This is a genomic window from Paraburkholderia sp. BL18I3N2 (assembly GCF_003001875.1).
GTDB lineage: Bacteria > Pseudomonadota > Gammaproteobacteria > Burkholderiales > Burkholderiaceae > Paraburkholderia > Paraburkholderia phytofirmans.
Map to the genome: position 1 here is coordinate 1 of NZ_PVNC01000027.1, position 20539 is coordinate 20539.

Sequence of the window (20539 nt, forward strand, 5' to 3'; positions counted from 1 at the left end):
CTTATCGGCTGTTAATTTTTAAAGATCGATTCCGCATTCACCACCAAACCGGCACCGCACTTCAGCTACCCCGGCACCGCTTCGTTCTGCGTCGCTGCATCAGCAGCAGAGAAACGAGATTATGGAGAACGACTGACACATCGTCAACCCCCTTTTGTGAATTTTCTTTTGATCTGGCGCTGATCGACGCCAGAACATGCTTCCCCTACATATAGGGAGAGCTGTGCAAACGTGATCCCGCCGTGTGAGGGCAACCGAACTCCTCTATAGTGAGGAGCTTGAAAACAGCGAATGTGCACGCACCTAGATGCATCGGTTAGGCGACCGCTACGCCCGACCGGCGGCCCAAGGACGGACCTGCGACAAACGCGCATGATGAAAAGATGTGCACACGATGAGCGCAAAGCCCCAAGCTCGGATATAATGCGAGCCGCGCGAATTTCGCACATTTCTATCGGCCCGCTTCGAGCGGGCTCATCTTTTTTGCTCCCCAGAGCACAGCCAAACAACCGCGTTGAGTCACTCAGGTGATGTTGAGCCATGCTCGAAACGCCTGACGGTCGCGTCTTGCGTCTCATAGCGAAGCCTCTAGAGGAGAATACGTGAACCCTTTTGATCGCGAAGATTCGCAACACGAAACCGCCGCCTACACCGCCAAAGCGCCTTCGGGCCGTACGGCCAAGGGCAAGGGCGCCGGTAAAGCGATCCCCGTGGCGGCCGAACTGCCGCCGCAGCAAGCCGAAGAGCGTCAGCGCCAGATGCGCGCGCTGATCCAGCTGGGTAAGGAGCAAGGCTACCTGACCCACGCGCAGATCAATGACCACCTGCCCGACAACTTCGCGCAGACGGCCGCTATCGACAGCATCGTCAGCGCGTTCAACGACATGGGCGTGCAGGTCTACGAACAGGCCCCCGACGCGGAAACGCTGCTGCTCAACTCGAACGCCCCGGCCGTCGTGTCGGACGATCAGGCGGACGAGGAGACCGAAGTCGCCCTGTCCACCGTCGATTCCGAATTCGGCCGCACGACCGACCCGGTGCGCATGTACATGCGTGAAATGGGCGCGACCGAACTGCTGACGCGCGCCGGCGAAATCGCGATCGCGAAGCGCATCGAAGACGGCCTGCATGAAATGGTGCAGGCGATCGCCGCTTGCCCGCTCGCGATCTCGGCCATTCTGGCGAGCGCCCAGCAGGTTGCCGACGGCGAGCTGCGCATCGACGAACTGGTCGACGGGCTGAACGAAGACACCCTCGCCGCCGAAGAAGACAGCGCCAGCGCGGACGCATCTGCCGACGTCGACGCCGACACGGACAGCGACGACGACGAAGACAGCGACGACGACGTCGGCCCGGCCGACTCCTCGGCAGCGGACGAAGCGCGCCTGAAGCAACTCACGAGCGACTGCCTCGAAATCTTCGCGCAGGTCGGCATGCTGTCCGACCAGATGAACGCATCGCACACGCGCGGCGACGTCACCTCGAAGGCGTACCAGCGCGCACGCGAAGAAATCCAGCAGCACCTCGCGAAGATCCGCTTCACGGCACGCACCATCGACCGCCTGTGCGGCGACGTGCAGCAACAGGTCGCGCAAGTTCGCGCGATCGAGCGCAACATTCTGCAAATCGTCGTTTCGAAAAGCGGCATGCCGCGCGAGAAGTTCATCGAGTCGTTCGCCGGTCATGAAGCCGACCTCGGCTGGACGGAACGTGCGGCGCGCGGTGCGTCGTCGTACGGCGCGGCGCTAGAGCGTCATTTGCCGGCAATTCAGTCCGAACAGCAAAAGCTGATCGAAATTGAAGCAACGGTTTCGCTGCCGCTGAAGCATCTGAAAGAGATCAACCGCCAGATGGTCGCGGCCGAATCGAAGATGCGCAAGGCGAAGAGCGAGATGATCGAGGCGAATCTGCGTCTCGTGATCTCGATCGCGAAGAAGTACGTGAACCGCGGCATGCTGTTCCTCGATCTGATCCAGGAAGGCAACATCGGCTTGATGAAGGCGGTGGACAAGTTCGAATACCGTCGCGGCTGGAAGTTCTCCACGTACGCAACGTGGTGGGTCCGCCAGGCTGTGACGCGTTCGCTCGCCGACCAGGCTCGCACGATCCGCGTGCCGGTGCACATGATCGAAACGATCAACAAGCTGAACCGCATTTCGCGCGAAATCCTGCAGCAGACCGGTCAGGAAGCGCATCCGTCCGTGCTCGCGGAACGCATGGAACTTTCGGAAGAGAAGGTGCGCGGTATTCTGAAGATCGCGAAGCAGCCGGTGTCGATGGAAACGCCGGTCGGCGACGACGGCGACGCCACGCTCGGCGACATGATCGAAGACTCGGCAGCGTCCTCGCCGGCTGACGCCGCGATGCAAGCCGACTTGCGCGCCGCCATCGACGACGCGCTCGATTCGCTGTCGCCGCGCGAAGCCAAGGTGCTGCGTATGCGTTACGGCATCAATACGAAGTCGGACCACACGCTCGAAGAAGTCGGCAAGCAGTTCGACGTCACGCGTGAGCGGATTCGTCAGATCGAGAGCAAGGCCATGCGCAAGCTGATGCACCCGAGCCGCGCCGACCGCCTGAAGTCGTTCCTCGACCGCTAAGCCAACCGCTAAATCAACCGGTAAGCCGTCAATAGCGCTTGCCGTGCGTCACGCACGGCAAGCGCTTTCTTTTTCCCGCGCCCCTTTCAGGCAAGCAGCGAAATGATCCCCCCGATCGTGATTCCCGCTGCCAGCCATCGCCCGGCCGTGTAGAACGCGTTGTGCGCTTCCCGAGGCTGATCCGGACGCTCGAGCCCGAGCGTGCCGTACGCAAACGATTTGACCGCTGAAACGCCGGATGCCGGTGTGTTCTCACTTGCGGAATCGCTGACCGCGTCACCCTGACCCGAATTGCCTTCTTGCGCCGCCGTTACCGCGCCTTCCGCGGAGATGTGGACGGCGTCGTCCTGCGTGAGTGCATCCGCAGTCGATGTCTGCGCGACAGCGTCGTGCGCCGCGGACGGGCTTTTCGTCGTCGCGCGGTCCGGTCCCGGCAGTGCCGACGACAACGCACTGTCGATTTGCATAGCAACCTCCGTTGATTTTGCTTTTTTGATCCGCCGGCCACCGCCCCACGCACAGCAAAATGAGCGCCTATACAGTCGCGCCGCAAACAGTCTGTCGACGTCACGCAGCCGGTTATAAATCCTATCGACCTCGGTTCGTCGAAACTTGAGCACCGGTAAGAAAGGGGAAGCACTTTCTACTGGATCGCCGCGTCCACGTGTTGCCGATCTTTTGGTCGAACGCGCGCTGAACCGCCCGAAACCAACCACCGTCCGCGCACCTTTGTCCGGCAAACGCTGCCCACAACCGCCAATTGCACGCATGCCTCGCCGCACAGCCGCACGCGCAAAAACCGCCACACGGCCAGCAGCAGCGGCGACCACCTGCAAACCGCCCCCGCGCCAACCATCGCCCAGCTAACAGGCATAGTCGTTGCGCGCTCCCTGTGTACGCTTTTTACGAGGAGCACATCATGACTACGCTCGATCCCCAAGTCCCGGCATCCGCCGGCACGCAGGGCGCAAATATTGTTGGAGTCGGCATTGGCGACGGTCCCGGACCGGATGTCATGGCGGCAGCCACGCTCGAAGGAAACAAGGTGATGTCGTCCGACGGCGAACATGTCGGCAAGATTTCCGACATCATGCTCGACGTGCGCGGCGGGCGGATCGCCTACGCGGTGTTGTCCACCGGCGGCTTTCTCGGCATCGGCGACACGCTTCACGCGATTCCGTGGAGCGCGCTCACGCTCGACACGGACGACAAGTGCTTCGTGATCGATGCAAGCGCGGATCGGATCAAGAACGCACCCGGTTTCGATAAGGATAACTGGCCTTCCATGGCGGACATGCAATGGGGCACGGCCGTGCACGAGTATTACAAACGCCCGCCGTACTGGGCTGCCACGCGTGACGTAGTGGAAGAGCGGCGATTGGACACCGACCTTTGATCGTCAGACGGGCCACGTCGATCTGCCGGGCCGCCTCTTCCACAGGTACGCTCGCGGTCGAACTTGTCCACGGCATTTGTCCACAGAAACTGTTCGCAAGCCTGTGGACAACCTGCGCATGACTCACCCAACTCCTTGAACGCGTTGGCTTTCACCACCGCGCTCCGAATAAGTCGCGTGCCTCACGGCTTGCCGCACATCGACCGGACAGCGGCCCATTCTTGCGGCGTCAACGCGCTTTCGCCAAGCGGCGATCCTTGGCTTTGCTTTTGCCGATCGCTCGTCCGCGGATGATCGGAAAGAAACTCCACAGCCGCGCCGGCACTGCCGTTGCGCTTGTCAGTCAGCGCAAAAAAACCGGCGAGTCCGTCGCTGCGCAAACCGCTTGCTTGCAGATAGGCCACGCCGTTCGCATCGGCGAGGCGCTCCATCTCGCGGCTATACGACAATCCCACGAGTCGCCCAGCCAGCGACGACACATCGGCAAAACCGAAATTGATGCCGAGCGTCGCGCTGATCACGCCGATGCCCGCGCCGCGAAACAACGCGACCATCGGATCACGCCGCGCGATATGGCCGGTCTCGTGCGCCATCACGCCGGCCAGTTGATCGGCGTTGCCGACCCGCTCGATCAAACCGCGCATGATCACCATACGCGCGCCGGGCAGCGTCAGCGCATTGACCATCTTGCGGTCGACCACCTCCAGACGAACGGGTTGCGCGATGCCCGCCGCGCGAGCGAGCCGCGCTTCGAGTTGCTCGAGCGCGCGCTGTCCTTCTTCACCGCGACACACCTTGTGCTTGCCGACGACGACTGCTTCCACCATCTCGCCAAGCTGGTTTTCCGCGCCGCTCGGCACCAGCGCGGCGCCCACCGTCGGCAGTCGCACGACAAGCACGAACGCGAGCACCAGCGCCACCACACCGACCGCCATCCAGCCAAGATAGTGTCGACGCTTCATGCGCGGCGGCATGATCTGCGCCGGCAACCTGGCGGGATCGGTCGAGACGCGACCCGGCTCGCCTTTGCACGACAACGCAACGCGCCCATCCGGATCGGGTTCGCCGACGACCAGCCGCGCGCGCGGCCACACCGCCAGTTCACCCGCTGCGCCGTCGATGGAAAGATACGCGTCGCTCCAACGCAGCGTGGCCACATGAGCCGCGGCGCTGCGGCCGTCGTAAAAGCGCGTGCCAGCCGAGCGCGCGCCCTCTGAATCGGAGTGGGTCAACTCCGCCTCAGAATCAGAACGCGCCGCCGTGATCGAGCAGGTTCAGCATGCCCTCGCCGGTACGTGGCGGCGCCTGATCGCTTTGAGCCAGCGTTTGCGGATCGAGCTGACCCGACACTTGCAGCGTATCCGCCGCGAGCCGCATCACGCGATGCAGGACGATCGGCAAACCCAAACCGAGCGTGAACACGACGATGGCCAGATTGCCGAGGATCATGCCGAGCAGACGCCCTGCGGTAATGCTGCTGCCGAAGCGCAATTGCGAGCCCAGCGTCGTATTACCCAGGACATGGCGCGTGACCAGCGCCAGGTAGAAGCACTGAATCAGCAACGCGCCGACGATAAACAGTAAGTAAAACAGAAACACCGAGCCGATCGCGGCGAGCGCGGCGGGATCGTTGCCCTTGAGCGGAGCGTGGCCGATCGGCAGCAGCGCCATGAAGCTCTTGAGGAAGATCGCCCCCAGCACGACCAGCAGCACGAGCACGCCGACAAACGTCCCGACAAACGCCGCATACAACGCGCGGGCGCGGCCTTCGAAGTGAAACGGCAAGCTGCCGAAACTGCTCGCGTTGATGCGGCGTTCAGCGAGGCGCATCGACACCCACGGCACCATCTGACCGAGCGTGACGATGCACAGCAGGCCATACAGCAACACATACACGCCATAGACGAACGACGAACCGGTCATGCCGCCGCGAATGCCGCACCACTGCGTGCGGCTCAGGCGATAACGCTGCGCGCTGAAATAAGCGCCCGCCGCGACCACGGCGATCACGACATACAGAAGAAGAAGCGGCAACGCCCCGAGCAACGCGCTCCCCGTGACGGCGCGCAGAACCGCGCTGAGAATGCCCGCGCCGACAATCGCGCCAATCATAATCGCGATCGCCAGCAAAAACCCTTTGAACAATTCACCGCCGGTGCCGGTGTATTCAAACCGCTCACCTTGAAACCGCATGCGCGACCAGATATAGCGACGAGTATTAGTGGTCGCCCAAAATCGATAAATGCCTAGCGTGACGATCTGCAGCAACAGATTTTTGATGAAGATCCCATACAACTCCCCAATCTTGCCGTCATAGGTCAAGAGCGGCTGCTTCTGGTCGAGTGAATTCATTTTTCTTCTGCCCCATTCACGAACTGACGTTTTTATGGCCCGCGTTGGTGTAAGCGTTGCGGGCCGCTGACCAACGAGTGTTCCCTGTTTTACGGCAATACAAAAGTTTTCACGAGTGTCAATTCACCAGCTTTGCGCATCGGCACGCGAATCGTTTCGCTCTTTTCGTTCGGCGTATTCTCGTTCGTGATGATGGTCACTTGCGCGACGGTCATATCGGCGCCGCTATTGCCGCTGCCGTAGTAATTCACATAGACCAGATACGTACCCTTCAACGGCGCCGCGGACGAATAAATCTCGGGCCCGTAGCCCGTCGTCACGTCGACGTCGAGGGCGCCGCCGTTCGGCGCGACGCGCTCGCCGTACCAGGTGTGCGCGCCGTCGGGCGAGACGACGTGCAGATCCAGATCGGTGCCGTCGGTGTCCCACGCGAGCAGCACGCGCAGCTTCGGCTGGGTCTTGCCGCTGTATGCGTCGTAGAACTGCACGCGCTTGCGGCTGCCGTCCGGCGTGCGCAGTTCGACGCCGTTGCTGCCGGCAGGAAATGCATACGGACGCGAGAATTTGCCGTCCTCTTCCACGCGCTGCGGCAGCGGCGTGCCGTCTACGACCAGCGTGCCGACCGACGTGCCCTTCTTCTTCGGCGTGTTGCGGATCTGCCCTTCGATCAGCGCGAATCTGGACTGCCCTTCCGGCGTCGACACCGCCACCGCCGGGTAATGCACGTCCTGCGTATAGCGCTCGCTGTCGCCGCTCGTGTTGCGCCAGCCGTTCAACGGCGCAGCGAAGTCGATGTCGCTCGCGTACGCCGCCGGCGCTGCCAGCAAGCAGGCCAAACCGGCCGAACAGGCCATTGCGAGCCAGGTGCGGCTCGCCTTTATCTCACCCGTCGTGTGGACCTTCATCGTCACTGCTCCCATCCCGCTGTCAGAGTCGCTCACTTTTCACGAGCATCAGGTCGCCGATCTTGCGCAGCGGCACGACCATCGTTTCACGCCGTTCGTTCGGCGTGTTTTCGTTGAACACCAGCGTCAACGTCGCCGTGATCACGTCGCGATCGTGCGCGGCGGCATCGAAGTTATAGCCGGTCGAATCGAAATTGCCCCAGTAATTCAGAAAGAACAGCCACGTGCAATGCTCGGGCGCCGCCGACGAAAAAATGCCCGGCCCGGCGCCGTCCACCGAGTCGACATCGAAACCGCTGCCGTCTTCGAGTGTCGGGTTCGCGAAGAAGGCGTGCAGGCCGCCCGGCGTGATCACATGCAGATCGACCTGCGCATGCGGATCGTCCCACGTGACCATCGTGCGCAGTTTCGCTTGCGGCTTGCTGCGGTCCGCCTCGTAGAACTGCATGCGCTGGTGCTGTTTGCCATCGGCGGAAATCAGCTCGATGCTGTTCGAGCCCGCGCCGAACGCCCACGGTCGCGCGAACGCGCCTTCGTCGTCGGTGTAGAGCGGCGTGGGGTTGCCGTTGACGACGAGCGTCGGCGGCTTACGCGCGTGTTTGTCGATGCGCTTCAGGCGCCCTTCGATCAGCGTGCGATAACGCTGCGCGCCGCGATCGACCGGCGGTCGCGGATAGGCCGCGACGAAATGCTCGCCCTCGTTGGTCGATCCACTGTGACGCCAGCCGCCGAACGCGCCGGTCAAGTCGGCAATCGCACCGTCCGCGTCAGCGGCTTGGGCGTTCGGTGCGATCGTGCAGATCGCGAGCGTAGCCACGGTTGCGGCAAACGTCACGACGGCGCGGCCATGGAGATCACGCCGTAGAGACGGCCAGCGCAACAAGGGTATCGGCGAGCGCAAGACGGTATTCATTGGATCGGATTGTCGGTGCGAATCAGCGTACGCGCGGTGCGCTCGACAAACGTCTCGTCGAGCCCACGCGGATGATGCTGAAACGCGAGGTGAATGTATTCATGCGCCAACGCGATACGGTCCTCTTCGGTCTGCAGCCGGTACACGTACACGCGATTGCGCTGCGCATCCGCATACGGCCGACCTTCGCGCACGGCGCACACAGCGGGCAGATCGGGCGTTTCGTAGCCCGCCGCGCCGTCCATGCGCCGCGCCCATATCGGCGCGTTGCGCTGCAACCATGCCTGAGCACCGGCCACTTCGACGCAATCGCCCGATAGCGGACTCTGGAACGAAGTCAGCGTCGCTTGCGGCCACGTGCGCGCGAGAATGGCGTCGAATGTCAGGCCGGTTTGCGCCGACGCTTTGGCCGCCAGCCAGCTCATTTGTCCCGGCGCCGCTTTGTCGTGGTGATACTGAACGGGCACGCCGGTCAGCACGAGCGCGTCGGTGAGGTCGGCGGAATGGCGCGCGGCGGCTGTCGGCGCACGTGGCAGAACACGCTGCGTCCTGCTGCTGTCGTCGATACGGAAACAGCCGTGGTCGTGGCTGCCGTGCTGCACGACGTATGTGCGCGCCGCGACCGCCAGCGCCTTCGCCGCTTCAGCCTGGCTCGTGTCGCCTTCACGCTCGACCACGCGCGCCACATAGTCGTTCATGCCGAAACGGCCGACCACTTGCGGCGCACCGGCCGCATCGCGATCGAGCCGCAACTCGCCGCGGCTCGTCACCCGCGCCCAATTGCCATTGACGAAGCCGACGCGGAAATCGCCTCGCAACGGACCCTCGGGCACGGCGGCCGGTCCCTTGTCGCCGAGCACTTCGCGAATCGGATAGCGGCTGAAGAAATCGACCAGCACACAGGCGCTGTCGTCCGGCACGGTGACTTGCGTGAGCAGCGGCGCGATGCGCGGCGCGGCGGCCGCCAGCACGCGCGCGCTGCCGCCCGGACCGCCGAGCCACAGCGGCGTGCCGTCGGCGAGCCAGCCGGCCGCGCCGCCGATCGAAGCGCCCGGACGCGCCGGATCCGGCATCGTCCAGGTCTTGGCGCGCAACACGCTGCCATAAAGCGACACCGTACCTTCACCGCGTCCGCTGGTCAGCACCGACACCAGCGTGCTCGCTGCCGCTTCGCGCGGCCGGGCGGGCATCGCCTGCAAAGCGGCGAGCAGTTCGGCCACCGGCACGCGATGCGTGGGCGTCATGGCGCGCAGATCGCGTAGCCAGGCCGGCGCGTGTGCGGCGGTCCAATACTTGCGCCAGTCGGCGGAATCGAGCTGCAGGCGCGCGGGCTCGAAGAAGAGTCCGCACGACTGCACCAGCGCATGTTCACGGTCGATATGACCGCCTGTCATGCAGCAATACACTTCTTCCGGATCGCCGCCGTTGCAGGCGTAATCCGGCGTGGCGATACTGCGGTCCAGCAGATAGCCGTAGACGAACAGCTTCCAGACGCTGCCGAGCGGCGTCTCCAGCTTCGCGGGCAAGACACCCGCGGCCTGCGGCGAGAAGCCGGGCGCGGCGCCGCTGCCGTCGACTTGCCAAAGCCGGGTCTGGCCGTCGCGCAACCAGGCGAAGCGCAGCATCTGCGATGAAGATCGCGCTGACATTCCAGCGGACGTCACGGTGCTCATTCCAGTAGCGGCATCCGTTGCGTTCGCCAATGCGGCTGAAGACGAAGCCACCGCATACGCCGACGCGCCGTGCCCAACGCAACCGAGTCCCACGCCCACGGCAAGCGCGATCCGCAGCCTGGCTGCCAAACGATCGCGTAGAGGCCGAAGCGCGCGGAACATGGCGGTCTCGTCTCGCTTACTGGATGCGCAACGTCGTCACGCGATCGCTCTTGCCGCCTTCGAACGCCTTCGCGTCCGGCTGATACATGCGGAAGTAGCGCGCGGGCGGCAACGCGAACGTGCCGGGCAACGCGAAGCGCACCAGTTGGCGCAGCGTGACGGGCCGGTCGAGCAAGGGCACGGGCTGGTGATAAGCCAGCTCACCCATCTCGTACGACGCCACGCGCTGGAACGGCTGCGGACCGCTGGCGCCGTCCTTCGCGACCGGCAGACCGTCGATCGACACGCCCCAGCTCGTCGCCTCGACATCGCCGCCCGGCGGCAGCGGCACGTCGAGCAGACCATAGTGGTAAGCGTTGCCGGAGCGCGGCGTGAGCGTGACTTCGTCGACGTAGAGCGCATTGCTGTCGATCGCGTCGCCCTGCTTCATCAGACGCGCGGTGAATGCCGAGCGGCCCAACTGGCTCTCGCCGGCGGCTTCCTTCTTTTTCGGATCGACCGCGACTTCGACCGGTTCGAGCTTGTAGAAACGCCGCTCGACGGTGATGTTCAAGCGGCTGTCTTCGCTCGTATGGCTGCGGAACGAAACCAGCGCGTTGACGTCGGTGCGCTCGACGCCGGCATCGAGCGTGGTCGGCTGCGCCGCGCCAGTCCACTTGTAGAGCGGCGTGCCGGTCGGCGTCGTCGCGCGTGTCCAGCCCGTGCCCTGGAGCGACGGCAGCGACGCGGCAGTCGGATCCGCGCCGAGCGACTTGCGCAGCCACAGCAGCGTCAAGGCGCGATCGAGCGTCGGATAGTCGGCGCTGCTTTTTGCCAGCAATGCCGGGGCATCGGCGCTCGCTCCGCCGTCGCCCGTCATTGCGATGAGGCTTTGCACCAGCGGCGCGGGATCGTTCACGAGCGTGAGGCGCGCTGCGCTCGCCGCAGCGTCGAAACCGTCGGGAATTTGTGCGCTCGTGCTGCGCGCCATGCTCGCGATCAGCAGCGTCGCCATCTGCTTGCCACGCGGTGAATCGGCCTGCGCGAACACGATGCTGTCCGACGCGCCGTACGTACCGCTACGCGCGGGCGCTTTAGCGGTGGCTGCGGCATCGCTCGTCAGATCCGCGGCCACGCCCGCGACCGGCGTCGCGACCGGCAGGCCCATCTGCTGCATCAGCCACAAAGCCAGCGCGCGATGCAACAGCGGCTCTTTGGCCCCGGCGTCGCGATACACGTCCATGGCGTGCTGCCAGTTGTCGGCGGGCAGGCTGATGCCGAGGCTGCGGCTCGCGAGCCAATCCGCGTAATACGCGTACGCCGTAATCAGTGCGCTGCCGCCGGTCGTATCGCCCCACCAGCCGAACGTGCCGCCGACGCCCGCGAGCATCGCCAGACGCTGGCGCTGATTGCGCAACAGCGCTTCGAGTCCTTGCGTCGAGCTCGCACTGTCGCCGTGGCCGATCGCATCGTGAGCAAGCGCCAGCGGAATCAGACGGCTCGACGTTTGCTCGGCGCAACCGTACGGATAGTTGATCAGATCGTCGGCGACGCGCATGAACTGGCTCTGCGCGCTGCCGATGAAACGCACGCTCACATCCTGTGCGTCTTGCGGCAAATTCAGCGGCTTGTTCGAGCCGTCGAGCGCCACCGTGTTCTGATGCAGATCGAGCCAGCCGCTCGCGTCGAGATGAATCGTAGTTTGCAGACGATCGACGTCCTTACCCGCGCTGCGCAGCGACGCGTTGATCACGCCGTCCTTCAGCGCGCCGCCCGGCAGCCGCAGATAGTTCACGCCGCGCTTGAGCGTGACCTTCTGATTGAGCGACAACCCGCCGCCGTCCACCGCCCACTGCGCGTCCATATCCGCGTCGGTCTGATTGAACGCGATCATATCGATGGCCGGCTGATCGTTGACGCGGAAGTGCGACGGCCCGCTCCACTTCAGATACAGCGCCTTGTCCGAGCGCAGGTAAGCAGTGCGTTGACCGACCATGCCATCCGGCGCCGCCGCGCGCACCGTAATGCGCCAGCGCGCCAGCGAATCAGGCATCTTGAACGTCATGGTGGCATGGCCGTTCGCGTCGGTTTTCAGATTGCCTTCCCACGCGGCCGTGTCCTGATCGTCGCGGCGCGGCCGTTCGAGCACCTTCACGCCGCGCTCGTTGTAGTTGGCGCGCTGCGGTCCGCCAGGCGCGCCCTTCAGCGGCGAGCGCGCGAGGTCGTAGGTAATGAACGACAGGCTCGACGAGGTCCGCACGTTATTGCGGCGCGGGTGATAGAAGAAGTCGACGATATTCGGCGCGATTTCCGGCTGCAACACGTAGACCATTTCATCGACCACGCTCACAGTCAGGTTCGCCGCTTCCGGCTTGCTGTTCAACGTGCTGTCGAAATTCAGCGTGACGGTGTCGCCCGGCCCGTATACCGGCTTGTCGCTTTTCACGTTCAATTCGATCTGCGGTTGCGCGACCACGATGCCCGCGTTCTGGAACACGTATTCGCCCGCGTGCACGTACAACACAGAGAACGTCATGTTCGGCGCGAAGTCAGCGCCCACCTTGATGCGCGCTTTCCATTGCGATGGCGCCACGCGTTGCAATTGCAGCCAGTCGCCGCCCGCCGTCAGCAACGCGCGACGCTCGACGTTGTCGCGTTCGAGTGTGAGCAGCGCGTCGTCGACCGGCATCGGGAACGTGATCAATGCTTCCGCGGTATCGCCGATCTTGTACTTGTCGCGATCGAACACGATTTCGACGCTGCCCGGAATCGCCTTCAGGCCATCGCCCGCGACCCAGTGGCTGGCGGCGGCGAGCAGGTTGCCCAAGTCGTCCTTCACCGACAACATGTACGAACCCGGTTCGTCGAACTGCACCGGGAACGACAGCTTGCCGCCCGCGCTCGCGCCCTTCAACGCGCCTTCGCCATGCGTTTGCGATTCGAGACGCGTCCACTCGTATTTCGACGGCGCATGTGACGCCGGATCGATCGCACCTAGCGTCTGCAAATCGAAGCTGACCGCTTGCTTCGGTTGCGAGAACGATTTGGCCGTGGTCAAACGATACGGCGTGGCGCCGCGCGCGATCAGCACTTCGCGCGTCACACGCACCTTGTACGCCGCGCCGTCCTGTGCGAACAGCGTCAACGCGTAGCGGCTCGGCTCCTTCGCGGCCGGCAGCGTCAGGCTCGCGTTGCCGTCGCTATCCGTCTTCAGTTCCTGCTGGTCGAGCTTGACCGGGAACAGTCCCGCATAACGCAATTCACCGTCGACGATCGTCACTTTCTGCGCGCGCAGCGTGACCGAAATCTTGCTGTCGCGCACCGGCTTGCCATCCGGATAGCGCAACTGGATCTTGCCCTTCAACGCCTCGCCGGTCGCGTAGTCGGCTTTATCCATCGACAGGTTCACGTCGAAGTGCGGCTTCACATATTCGGCGACGCGAAACGCGCTGCCATACACATCGCCGTTGTAGTCGAAGCGCAGCGTGTAGCCGCCGGCGGTGGCGTCGGCGGGCAGCGTGAACGCGGCATCCGCGCCGGTATCGGAGGCGAAATGCACTTTGCTGGTCGCCACCGGCGCGCCGTTCGGATCGAGCACATCGAGCTTGATATCGGCCTCGGCCGGCGCCGACGATTGCGTCGCATTCTGGAACGTGCGGCCGATGAACTTCACATGCACCGGATCGCCCGGCCGGTACATCGGCCGATCGGTCACTGCGTAGATCTTCGTGTTGTAGATCTCGCTGTCGTAGTAGAAATTCTCGGAAACGAACACGCCGCCCTGCGGATCGGCGCCGAGCACATAGCTGCGCTCGGGGCTGACGTGTTGCAGCACCAGCGCGCCGTCGCCGCCGGTCGTCCCGCTTTGCAGAACACCCACGCCGTCGGTCCAGTTCACTTCCGTATTCGCCACGGGCTTGCCGTTATCGCGCCGCGTGGTCCACACCAGCATGCCGCTCGACGCCGCCTTCACGACCGCCACCGTGTCCGACACGAACAGCAGCGTATGCGCGCGATAGTTGCCGATCACCGCCTCGACGATATACAGCCCCGGCGGCAATTTGCCGACCGGAATCATCACGTTGCCCGAACTGGCTTCGATAAAGTTATTGCTGCTGCCCGCGAGATTCACGCCCTTGGGCGGCTCGATCACTTTCGCGTCCCAGATCGGATAGCGGAAACGCGCGACCATGTCGTAGCCTTTGAGCGGCGCGAATTGCGAGTTCGGTTCGAATTGCGTCGGCTTGCCGGTCTGTTCGCCGAGCTTGAATTGCGGCGCCGCCTCGGTCGCCTTGCTGCGGGTCGCGAACGACAACACTCGCTGCCATGCGCGACGTGCTTCGGTGAACCAGCGGTCCCACAGATACGCGAGCGTATTTGCGAGCCCTTCGCCCTGATAGTTCGGCGCGACATTCAGCCGATGCAGATTCTTTTGCGCCTTCAGAAAGTCCAGCGGCTTCGGCACGCGATACACGACGATGTCCGCACCGCCGTACGCTTGCAGTGCATCCTTGAAATCGCGGCCCGGCGCTTCGAGTCGCACTTGTGCCAGTTGATCACTGCCGAAGCTCGCATCCGAGAGCAGGAAGAACGGTTGGCCGTCCACCTTCTGCGAGCTGAAATTGCTCGACGGCGCCGTCTGCAGCGTCGGATTCCCGGCGATATTGGCATCGGCGGCGGCAGCGCTCGACGCTTCGTCGTCCGCATAAGCGGCCGGTGCGACGACCAGTGTCAACGCTGCGACTAGCGCCGCGAACGTGCATGCCGCGCGACGGCGCGCCTTGCCCAACCAACCGCTCGATCGTGTGACGGAAATCATTCGGGTCATGGTGTTAGAAAGTCCAAACGAAACACGCCAACGAAATTCGGATTGCCGTCGAGCGGCTGCCAGCGGGAGTCTTTCCATTGCATCAGGTCGGAGACGGCGACGGCGCGCAGACCGGTATCGGTCGGCGTGACGGTGCCTGTGTGGTAAGCGATATAGCGATCCAGCCAGATCATCAGATGCTGGTCGTCGCCCTGGTCGAAGAACAGCAGATCGCCGGGCAGCGCCTGGTTCACGTCCTTCGAAACAAACCGGCTATTGCGTTGAATCAGTGCGATCGCCGATGCGTACGCGCCGGTGGAACCGTCGAGCTGGGTCCAGCGGTTGGCGATTCCGCGCTGCGACGCGGACAGTTGCAGTTCGGGCGGCATGCTGCTGGTATCCGCGAGACTGGTCATGCCGTTGGCGCGCAGCCACCGGGTGTCGTGCGGACGGAGCGTCTCGCCGACCGCGAAGCGCACGAGGCCCGCGCAATCGCGTTGGGTCCAGCGCGGCGTCGGTCCGCGCCGCATCTGCTGGTCGACGATGCGCGCAAACCACGCGCGAAATGCCGCGGATTGTTGCGGGGAGAATGCGTCGGGGTCGGGGGATGCGGTGGTGCTGGTGAGCGCGTGCGCGTAGGGCGCGAGTGTCGCGATGGCGAAGGCGGCACCCGTGCTCGCGAGCCACGCTCGGCGCGATGTGGGGAAAGCGTGGGTCGTGGGGAGTTCGGCATGCGCGGGCTGCGTGGCGTGGGTTGACTGCGCGGCATGCGTAGGCAGCATGGCGCGCGTCGACTGCGCAACATGGGTAGGCAGCATGGCGCGCGTCGACTGCGCAGCATGCGCGGGCTGCGCAGCGTCCTCGCGCCCCGCCACGCGCTCAAGCGCGTGCGCCGCGACTGTCGCGTCAAATACGCGAAGGCGGCGCACTCAGTCGCCCTCGGTGCCGGGTTGATCCGCGGGCGTATCCGCAGCGCTCGTATTCGAATTCGCATCCGCCTTCGCGCGATCGAACCACCATTCCACCGGCACCCAGCCCGTCGAGCCCGGCAGGTTCTGCGGCAGCGTCAGCGAAACCGGCGGGTAATGAGCGAGCGCGTGCAGTTTCGGCAGGAGATGCGTGCGCGACGCGTTGCGGAACACCGCTTCCTGATCCGCCGGCAACGCCGCGCCGGCCTCGCGTTCGATCAGCGCGGCCGCCGACGACGGCGTGAGCGTCAGAATCGTGCGCTGCAGACGTTGCGGCGCGAGCGTGTCGGCGAGCGCCGGGTACCGCTTGTCGAGCACCGCGAGCGTGTCGTCGACGAGACGGCCGTCTGGCGAGAAAATCAGATAGCCGTGCGCGAGCGCGAGCGTGACCGGGAAATAACGTTCCGCCGACAACTGCGACGCAAACGACGCCTTGCTGGTCACCGCGGTGCCCGAACGCGCGCTCACCGGACGCTGCCACACGGTGACGTCCGCGCCTTGGTCGCGCGTGGTGACCGGCAAGCGGCGATAACCCGAGTCGGCGCCGTCGGCTTTGGCGGCCTTCGCTTCATAAGCGCCGATCACATCGCCGAAAGTCTTGCCGAGCGCTGTCTTCAATGCGGCGACGCCGGCCGCGTCCTGCGTCTTCACGCGTGCGACGAACACCGGCGCGACCAGCGTGGACTTCGCATACCAGCACACCGCCGCGGGGCCAGTGAGCTGATCGCCGATCGCCGCAGCGCTGTCCGCGCCGCCGCCGGCCACTTTGCCCAACAGCCCCGAGGCCTCTTTCCAGTCCGCCGGCAAACTCGTGCAGGCGGCGGCATTGGCCGGCAACGCGCGCCACAGGTCGGCGCCGTTCCACTGCTGCGGCAACTTACCCGGATCGATCAGCGCCGACGTTTGCCAGTTCGCTGCGGCGTTGCCGTTGCCGTTCGGCGAAAAGTCGAAGCGCAATGCGTCGATACCGGAGAAGAACGCCTGATAACCGAACGACAAGTAATTCGCCGACACCACCAGCCGGTGGCCCTTCGGCGCGTCGCCGGCTGCGTCGAGCCGATAGGCATGTGCGGCGTCGTCGCGGCCCGAGGACAGCATCTCCGAGACGGCATCGGCGCGCTCGCTCAGCAGCGCACCCTTGCCGTCGAGCAATACGCCGGGCGCGGACAGCACCACCAGACGATCGTCTTTGGTGGCGAACAGCAGCGTGCGGCCGACCGCCAGCTTCAACGCATAGACGGGCACGTCGCCGGAAAGCCTGGCCACCTGACTCAGTTGCGCGTCGCTCGTGGCGACATTGCCCACGCCTTGCAGCAGCTTGGCGAAGCCGTTGCGATGCATCGACATCACCCAGTAGCCGAGGCGGCCGTCGGGCGAGCGCCACAGCAGCACGTGCGCGGGTTCGTCGAAGACGCGGCGGATCAATTCGTCGCGCCAGTCGAGTTGATGTTCGAACGCGAGACGCCGCAGCGCGCCTTCGGCGGACAGGCGCGTATTGCTCGATTCGTAATAGTCGACGAAGTCTTGTGTCAGCACGTCATGCAGCAGCGGCACGCGCAGGATGTCGCGCGGCAAACGCGAGAGCGCTTCGCTGTCGATCACCGCGTCAGGGTGATGAATATCCAGGACGACTTCGCTGTTCTCCGCGACTTTGCGATGACCAAAAGGACGCCAAACCGCCTGAATGACCACGCCGGCCACGACCAGAAGACCGACTACCAGGATTGCAATCTTTTTGCGCGACATCTTCATCTGATTTCTTCTGGTTCGATGCGACGGTATTAACGCGGATGCCCATTGGATTAAGCCAGCGGGATCAATCTCCGAAGGCAGCGATGATAACCGATATTTTTATCTAAAAACCAGCGACACTTCCTATTTAACAGTCCGACTTGCTTCAGGAGTTTGACAAAATCAAAAACATGCCTGATTAAGGGATTTGGAAACGCATCCATTGGACATGGCGATTCGATTCGCTAAACCGGCGCGAGCCAGCGGGAAGCTTATATGCAGAAACACGTGACAGATGGCCGCGCCGCTTTGTGAATGGTCTCCGTCGGCCTGGACGGCATTAGTTGTCCGCAGCCTTTATCCTAAATCCGCTTAATTTAGCGTACGCGTAAAAAAAACCCGGCTGCACGCAATGTGCTTGCCGGGTTATTTCAAGCATCGAGATTACTGCTTTGACGCGAACACTACCTAAGCCGCGGTCAAAAATGTTCGAGCGCCTGCTTCATTCTCTGCACGCCGGTTTCGATATCCGCTATGCCAGGCGCGGCAAATGACAAGCGCAGTGCCGACGAATCGATATTGTCTTTATAGAACGCCACGCCCGGCACAAACATCACATTGCGCTCGATGCAGGCGCGCAGATAATCGGACGCATTCTGACCGGCCCTCAATCGCGCCCATACGAACATGCCGCCCGCAGGACGATAAAACGCGATCTGATCAGCCAGTTGCGCTTCGAGCGCGTCGCATAGCGTGCGGCATTTCACGGCGTAGGCGTCGACGATGCGCGGCAAATGCCGCTCCAGCGCGCCGCTCGCGAGGTACTCCGCGGCGATCGCCTGGGTCCACGGCGAGCTGCACAGATCGACCGTCTGCTTGGCGACCATGCAGCGTCGCAGAATCTCCGCGTGCGCGAGCATCCAGCCCACTCGCAAGCCCGGCGCGACGATCTTCGATAGACTGGAGAAATGCACGACCCAATCGCGCGATCCCGGCACCTGTTCGCTCAGCGCAAGCAGCGAAGGCAATGCCGCGCCAGTGAAGCGCAGATCGCCGTAGGGATCGTCTTCGACGATCAGAAAGCGGTGGCGCGCCGCCAGCTTCAGCAACGCCGTGCGGCGTTCGAGCGACAAGGTCGCGCCAGTCGGATTCGCGAACGTGGGCACCGTGTACAACAGCTTCGGCGCGCGGCGCAGCGTGCCCGAGTCGAGCAACGCGGCGAGCGCGTCGACGTCGAGGCCGTCCTGATCGACCGGAATCGTCACCACGTCGGCCTCTTGCAGCTTGAGCGCCTGCAAGGTCGCGGGATAAGCGGGCTGCTCGACCAGCACCACGTCGCCGGGCGCGACCATCACGCGCAGCAGCAAATCGAAGCCTTGCTGCGAGCCGGTCGTCACCAGCATGTCTTGCGGCATGCAAGACACGCCGCGGCGCGCCATCAGGTGCGCGAGTTGTTCTTTGAGGACAGGGAGGCCGTCGGTGGGGCCGTATTGCAGGCAGAGCGTGGCGTGTTGCGACGCGCGCGATGCAGCGGCGTCGAGCCCTTCACGATCGAACAGATCGCTCGCCGGATAGCCGCCGGCGAACGAGATCATGCCGGGTTGCGCCAGATACTTGAAGAGCTCGCGGATCGGCGAACCGCTCGGCGCTTCGAATGCGGGATTGAACGTGAACATGGTGACGGGCCGCTTCTCAGGAGGAAAGATCGTCGCTGATTGTGACCATCGCCGAGGTGGGCGGCAAACGATATCTACGCACTACATATTGCGTTTTCCGCATCATCCCGATGCACCCGGCTACACCACGTTCTTCTCCACGATGGGCCGGTTTTCCAGCACACGCGTGAAGCTCAACGAGCCCAGATCGAGCGTCGTATAGCGGCCGTGCAGAATCAGTTCGCTGATGCCACGTCCCGTTGCCGGCCCTTGCTGCAAACCGTGCCCGCTAAAACCGTTGGCGAAAATGCAGTTATCGATATCCGGGTGATAGCCAATGATCGCGTTCTGATCGAGCACGTTGTATTCGTAATAGCCGGACCAGCAATTCTGCACGCGCAGCGCTTCGAATTGCGGCACGCGATGCGCGAGCGTCGGCCAGATCACGTCGTCGAATAGCGCGTGATCGACTTCGTCGAGCGGCAGATCGTCAGGGTCGTTATCCGCCGACGGCGACGTACCGCAGATAAACGATTTGCCTTCAGGACGGAAATACACACCACTCGGATCGATCAGCAACGGACACCGTTCCAGTTGCCCCGGAGAGGTAACGTTGAAAATACTGCGGCGCCGCGCGTAGACCGGAATGTCGATGCCGACCATCTGCGCGACTTTGCGCGACCATGCGCCGGCTGCATTGACCACCACGTCGCAGGCGTAAGTCTCGCCGTTCGCGGTCTGCACTTGCGTGACGCGTTTGCCGTCGCGATGGATGGCGGTGACGTCGGCGGCGATGTAGCGCGCGCCGAGCGACTGCGCCTTCTTGCGCAGAGCCTGCACGAGTCCATAGCCGTCGAACCAGCCCTCGCCGCTTTCACCGTACGCGCCGGCCACGAGGTCTTCCGTGTTGAGCCAGGGAAAGCGCGACTGCAACGCGTGCTGGTCGAGCAGGCTGATATCCGCGCCGAGGCTCGTTTGCAGCGCGTGGTTCTCGCGCAGCGTCGTCTCGCCGGCGGACGTCGCGAGAAACAGGTAGCCGCCTTCGTGCAGATCGATCGACGGTTTGGCGCCGTCGACCTCGAGCCGTTCGCCGATCGAGCGCAAAAACTCGATGCCGAACAGCGACATCTGTATGGAAAGCGGTGTGGAGAATTGCTGGCGGATCGACGCCGCCGATAACGCCGACGAAGACCGCGCATAAGTCGGATCGCGTTCGATCACCGTGACGCTGACCGTCGGATCGGACAGCCGCAAGAAATACGCAATCGAGCTGCCGATCACCCCACCGCCAACGATCACGACCTTGGAACTCACGTCTCACTCCACGAGTAGCGTGGCCGCTCGCAAACGCCGGCGGCGCAAACGGACTGCTAAAGAGGGTTTATTCACGGCCGCAGC

14 protein-coding genes are annotated in these 20539 nt (G+C 63.7%); 3 read left to right on the forward strand and 11 right to left on the reverse strand.

The features are described from left to right. Positions 1–215: hypothetical protein (locus tag B0G75_RS41065; protein WP_219908318.1), on the forward strand; the 215-nt coding region annotated here is incomplete at its 5' end. 387 nt (positions 216–602) lie between these two features. Beyond that, the gene (rpoD, locus tag B0G75_RS36230) at positions 603–2600 is read left to right on the forward strand and encodes an RNA polymerase sigma factor RpoD (protein ID WP_106314542.1); all 1998 of its coding nucleotides are present in this window, start codon (positions 603–605) and stop codon (positions 2598–2600) included. Positions 2601–2686: 86 nt separating this feature from the next. Here the strand turns inward: rpoD and B0G75_RS36235 are convergent, their stop codons facing one another. Continuing rightward, entirely contained in the window at positions 2687–3067 is a 381-nt protein-coding gene (locus B0G75_RS36235; RefSeq protein ID WP_106314543.1) for a hypothetical protein, read from the reverse strand. A gap of 452 nt (positions 3068–3519) precedes the next feature. Between B0G75_RS36235 and B0G75_RS36240 the strand changes: the two genes are divergently transcribed. Continuing rightward, the gene (locus B0G75_RS36240; protein ID WP_106314544.1) at positions 3520–3996 is read left to right on the forward strand and encodes a PRC-barrel domain-containing protein; all 477 of its coding nucleotides are present in this window, start codon (positions 3520–3522) and stop codon (positions 3994–3996) included. Between the two features lie 182 nt (positions 3997–4178). On the opposite strand, the gene B0G75_RS36245 is transcribed toward B0G75_RS36240, so the two are convergent. The 10 genes from B0G75_RS36245 to B0G75_RS36290 form a co-directional block, all read right to left on the reverse strand. Next, positions 4179–5228, reverse strand: coding sequence for a M48 family metallopeptidase (locus B0G75_RS36245; protein ID WP_106314545.1), 1050 nt, complete (start codon positions 5226–5228; stop codon positions 4179–4181). Positions 5229–5241: 13 nt separating this feature from the next. Beyond that, complete coding sequence (locus B0G75_RS36250; RefSeq protein WP_106314546.1) at positions 5242–6348, reverse strand: YjgN family protein; 1107 nt, start codon at positions 6346–6348, stop codon at positions 5242–5244. 89 nt (positions 6349–6437) lie between these two features. Beyond that, positions 6438–7253 carry a YfaP family protein gene (locus tag B0G75_RS36255; protein ID WP_106314547.1) on the reverse strand — a complete coding sequence of 272 codons (816 nt, stop codon included), beginning with the start codon at positions 7251–7253 and terminating at the stop codon, positions 6438–6440. Between the two features lie 22 nt (positions 7254–7275). Then, positions 7276–8166: a YfaP family protein gene (locus tag B0G75_RS36260; RefSeq protein WP_258194881.1), complete on the reverse strand. Its 891-nt coding sequence runs from the start codon at positions 8164–8166 to the stop codon at positions 7276–7278. Continuing rightward, positions 8163–10001 (reverse strand): DUF2300 domain-containing protein, encoded by a 1839-nt coding sequence (locus tag B0G75_RS36265; RefSeq protein ID WP_106314548.1) that lies wholly within the window; start codon positions 9999–10001, stop codon positions 8163–8165. The genes B0G75_RS36260 and B0G75_RS36265 overlap by 4 nt, the downstream gene beginning before the upstream one ends. 16 nt (positions 10002–10017) lie before the next feature. Further along, positions 10018–14808 (reverse strand): alpha-2-macroglobulin, encoded by a 4791-nt coding sequence (locus B0G75_RS36270; protein WP_106314549.1) that lies wholly within the window; start codon positions 14806–14808, stop codon positions 10018–10020. Next, positions 14805–15569: a DUF1175 domain-containing protein gene (locus tag B0G75_RS36275; protein ID WP_106314583.1), complete on the reverse strand. Its 765-nt coding sequence runs from the start codon at positions 15567–15569 to the stop codon at positions 14805–14807. Before B0G75_RS36275 ends, B0G75_RS36270 begins: the two co-directional genes overlap by 4 nt. A gap of 147 nt (positions 15570–15716) precedes the next feature. Beyond that, positions 15717–17507, reverse strand: coding sequence for a DUF2138 domain-containing protein (locus B0G75_RS36280; RefSeq protein WP_106314550.1), 1791 nt, complete (start codon positions 17505–17507; stop codon positions 15717–15719). 458 nt (positions 17508–17965) lie between these two features. After that, the gene (locus tag B0G75_RS36285) at positions 17966–19162 is read right to left on the reverse strand and encodes a PLP-dependent aminotransferase family protein (protein ID WP_106314551.1); all 1197 of its coding nucleotides are present in this window, start codon (positions 19160–19162) and stop codon (positions 17966–17968) included. A gap of 120 nt (positions 19163–19282) precedes the next feature. Continuing rightward, on the reverse strand, positions 19283–20455 hold the full coding sequence (locus tag B0G75_RS36290) for an FAD-binding oxidoreductase (RefSeq protein WP_106314552.1): 1173 nt from the start codon (positions 20453–20455) through the stop codon (positions 19283–19285). Positions 20456–20539 lie beyond the last annotated feature (84 nt).